General features: G+C 71.2%; 4 protein-coding genes. All 4 read right to left on the bottom strand.

Annotated elements, in window-relative coordinates; all coding sequences use genetic code 11:
* Positions 1 to 84: 84 nt before the first annotated feature.
* On the bottom strand, positions 85 to 1,353 hold the full coding sequence (locus tag ABZ374_RS48200) for a hypothetical protein (RefSeq protein ID WP_360325112.1): 1,269 nt from the start codon (positions 1,351 to 1,353) through the stop codon (positions 85 to 87).
* Positions 1,350 to 2,126, bottom strand: coding sequence for an ATP-binding protein (locus ABZ374_RS48195; RefSeq protein WP_360325109.1), 777 nt, complete (start codon positions 2,124 to 2,126; stop codon positions 1,350 to 1,352). The genes ABZ374_RS48200 and ABZ374_RS48195 overlap by 4 nt, the downstream gene beginning before the upstream one ends.
* Positions 2,116 to 3,720, bottom strand: coding sequence for a Mu transposase C-terminal domain-containing protein (locus ABZ374_RS48190; protein ID WP_360325107.1), 1,605 nt, complete (start codon positions 3,718 to 3,720; stop codon positions 2,116 to 2,118). Before ABZ374_RS48190 ends, ABZ374_RS48195 begins: the two co-directional genes overlap by 11 nt.
* The coding region (locus ABZ374_RS48185) for a hypothetical protein (RefSeq protein WP_360325105.1) at positions 3,717 to 3,900 on the bottom strand (184 nt) is incomplete at its 5' end. The genes ABZ374_RS48190 and ABZ374_RS48185, both read right to left, overlap by 4 nt.

The raw sequence follows: 3,900 nt of genomic DNA, 5'->3' as shown, positions 1-3,900 counted from the left end.
TGATGATCTGTGGGGGTGTGTCGGTCGGGTTTCGGCATGGTTGTGTCAGTCGGGTGTGGGGGTGTCGGGGCTGGTGGGGGTGGTTCATCCCGGCGTTGGTGTGGTGACATCGCATGCCGAATCGGTGCTGACGCTTTCGCCGGATGAGCGGGTCGGTTTCATGCAGATCGGTATTACGGGGGTCCCACCGGTCGGTCCGGCCTCCGGCTCTGTGGCCGTGGTCCGTCGCCTCGTGTGTGGCGTGAGGTCGAGGTGGATCTCGTGTGCGTACGCGTTCAGGTCGGCCCCGTTCCGGACTCCGATCAGGGGGAACACGGCCCCGCCGGGGTCGTTGCCTTCGAACGCCTGGTGGGCCACGGCGGCGTGGAGTAGGACCCGGGCCCATCGCGGGACCGCCCACACCCGGCACGTGCGGTGGGCGCGGCTGTCGTGGGTCTTGACCGTGGACGCGTCGGGCGTGATGTCGATTCCCCTGATCAGCGCGAGTCGTTGAACGTTCGTGCCGGTGACGACCGCGACGGCGAGCGCCGCCGCGTGTGTCGGGTGCGCGACCCGCGTGTTGAGCCGGTCGGCGAGCCGCTCGATCGGGGCGGCCCCACCCGCCCGCTCGTTCTCGGCGTCGCCCTTCGCCCCGTGACGCTCCGCGTCGGGGGCGGACACGGCGTTGCCGGGCCCCGCGCAGGCCGTGCGGGCCGTTCGCGGGACCACGACCCCCGGCGTGGGCCGCGTCGGTGTGATCCACGCCCGCTCCTCGTCCCGCCCGCGATCGGGACCACCGCGGCCGTCGGCGAACCACCCCGACCCCGTTGCCCTGTTGCTCTTCGGCGGCCACGCCAGGACCGCGCGAGCCTCGTCGGGATCCTCGACGATCCGGTGTTCCACGCCGCGGACGAAGGCGCCCAGGACGCGACCCGGTGGGGCGTGCCACACCACCGTGACCCGTACCCCGGTCCGCGTCCGCAGGTCGAGGAGTTGCCGCAGGCGCGCCGGGGTGAGTTGGTGGCCGCGCGGGACGATCACATGCCGCACCCCCGACGCGACCACCCACGCGCAGGCGGCGTTCCACGCCGGCCTCAGGGCGTCGGCCCACGCCCCGTGGTCCCGCCCGGCCGCTGGGAGGGTCTTGCCGAGCGCGTACAACACGTCCTGTGCCAGCGCCGCCACACCACCCGCCGCGGGCGTCGGGTGGACGGTGATCCGACTCGCCGCCCAGTCGTGCGCTCCCAGTGCGGTGGCCGTGTAGGCGGGATCGTCGTGGCGGTCGACGATCACGTGCAACGCCTCCGGCCCCGACACCGGGAAGAGCGCGGACCCCGGTCCCGGCGCGGTCGACGGCGCGACGACGTGCCTCACATGCCGCCGATTTTGCTGTAGACCCAGCGCACGAGGTCTTCGTCGACCTTCTCGAGGTCGAGTTTCCTCATGCCTGCCAGGATGTGGGTGGTGATGTTGGCCCAGTTGCGGAAGCTGCCGTGGGCGGCCTGTTTGTCGATCGCGTCGATCAACGCGGTGTCCACATCGGCCCAGACGGGGTGGAAGGCGGGGATCGTCGCCCGTACTTCGTCCTTGGACATGCGGGTGAACTCCTGCCATATGAAGATCCTCGACGCGAGCATCGGTTCACGCCGCAGAACCTTGTAGCAGCCGTCGCCTCCGGCGAAGATCACCGCGATGTTCGTGCGTTTGTCGTCCCAGAGATGGCGCCAGAACTCGAACCCGGTCTTCTTCATCCACTGCGCCTCGTCACACACCAGGACCCGGAACTCCTCGGCGAGCGCTTCCTTGAGGAGGGTGTCGAACTCGATCGGGCGGGCCGGCGGCTCGCCCGGGAGCCCCAGCGCCTGGAAGAGACCATGTCGGATGTCGCGCGGGGTCGGCCCGGCCCGCAGCTCCAGGCGGTGGGTGATGTCCGGGGCGAGGTGACGCAGCGCGGAGTTCACCGACATCGTCTTGCCGGACCCGGCCGGTCCGTGGACGCACATCATGGCCTTCGCCTCGATGACGGCCTCGATGTTGTCCCGGGTGGTCAGCAGCGTGTCGGTGCCGACCAGTTGTGCCTGTTCCAGGCCCAGGAAGTGGTCTTCGCTCTCGTCGGGCAGCAGCCCGTAATCCAGATCAGCGATCATCAGCAGTTTGGTCCTCGTCGGGAGTAGGTGTGCGCAAAGGCCTGGGGCGGGCCCAGGTGTCGGGCGCGGGGCCGTGCGGAACGAGATCAGGACGGGCCAGCGCACGACGGTCCGTCTGCGCGGCCGCGCCCAGTTCCTCTTCGGCCTGTGCGGAGGTCGGGGAGGTGAGAGGTCGGGGCGGGGCCGCGGTGGTGGAGGCTTCGAAGCGTCGGCGGCGCAGTTTCTCCGCGGCTTTCAGATCGGCTTTGAGCCGGCGGGCGGCCGCGGTCCGTGCTGTTTGGACGGAGCGGATCTGTTCCCGGCTCGCGGCGGCGGCCAGGAACGCCGAGCCGAGATGTCGGCCGGTGGCGGCGTCGAAGACCTCGATGGTGTCGTCGTGATGGGGCAGGTGCCGTACCGAGACCTTGGTGCCGGTACGGCCGTTCATCCACGGGCCGAGGTAGTCGCGCCGCCGCCACCGCACTCCGCTGGTGCCGATCGTGTAGGTGCGCCCGTCGTCCTCCAGAGCGAAGGTCGCCATCTGCTCGGCGGGCACGTCCGCCAGCGGTGTCGGATCGGCCTGCCACGCCTGAAGGGGGGTTTCGCCGTTCAGGGCGGCCGGCCGGTGTTCGGTGTTCCACCAGGTCACCCAGTCCAGCAGCAGGCCCACGAACGCCTCGTAGGTCAGCGGTGGGGCATCAGGGTCGGCGAGCCGGCCGCCGGTGAGTTTCTGGCGACCGGTGTAGCGGGGGAGACAGACGAGGAACATCTCCTCCACCGCGTCGTTCAACGCCTCCACGGTGCCCTTCAGATGCGGGCTGTAGGCGGGGAGGTCGGTGACGGGGACCGCGAGCGCGCCCATCGCCGCGGTGACCGTCGCGCACAGGAACTCCTTGCCGCGGTCCACCCGGATCCGACCGGGCAGCCCTCCCAACGGGCCGAAGGGCTCGCCCCGGGTGATCGCGATCCGCAAGGACGCCAACACCGCGTCCCGGCTCGGCGCGTGCGCGGTGACCGCGACCCCGGTGACGGCCTTGGTGGCGCAGTCGATGAACCACGTCACCCACGGCGTGGCCAACTCCCCCTCCACATCGACCTCGACGGGCACGTGCTTGTGGTCGCCTTCCCACGCCGCGTTGCGGTGCGCCACGGGACGCTGCCCGAACACGTCGTGGGCGCGCCGGGCGGCCTCCCCGCTCTTGAGGCCGGCCCGCTCGCCGCGCGTCAGGTCTCGGCGGATCGCCCGGTGCAGCGTGGACAGAGACGGCACCACCGGTGCGTCCGGATCCCCGGCCGCCCTCCGCACCAGATCGGCGTGGACCCGCGAGGCGTTGCCGCCCCACAGCGCCAGCAGTTGCCGGATCTCCGCGGTGACGCTGAAGCGCGACGCCTCCACCCGCGCCAGACGCCGGTCCCGGCGCGCGGCTGCCAGCCACCGCCACACGGTGCGCTCCGACTTTCCCAACGCCTGTGCGACCAGGCGGACATGCGCCGCCGTGAGTTCCCCGCGGTCGTCGAGGCCCAGGAGCCTGGGCATCGCCGCGGCCCGCCCCAAGCCCGGCGCGAAGACGCTCCGCGTCCCACCTCGGTGGCCCTCGCCGCCCTCGTCCGTCATGCGTAGCCCATCTCGTCGACGACCGGCCTGCGGTCCGAACGGCCGCTCCGACACCAGATGTCCCAGAGATTCGTCACCCGGTTGACCGATATCGGCATACCGCTGACAGCACAGCCACGGTCGGGTAGGTCGGGACCCGACACACCGGCAGTGGTCGATTCGTCCCGGCGGACATCCCGG

Source organism: Embleya sp. NPDC005971 (assembly GCF_040629175.1).
Classification (GTDB): domain Bacteria; phylum Actinomycetota; class Actinomycetes; order Streptomycetales; family Streptomycetaceae; genus Embleya.
Note: the sequence above shows the minus strand (reverse complement) of the source record. Positions and strands in the feature narration are given on the sequence as shown.

Excerpts from the sequence above, each read along its gene's own strand:
- ABZ374_RS48195 (WP_360325109.1), bottom strand. The coding sequence starts at position 2,126 with ATGATCGCTGATCTGGATTACGGGCTGCTGCCCGACGAGAGCGAAGAC.
- ABZ374_RS48190 (WP_360325107.1), bottom strand. The coding sequence starts at position 3,720 with ATGACGGACGAGGGCGGCGAGGGCCACCGAGGTGGGACGCGGAGCGTC.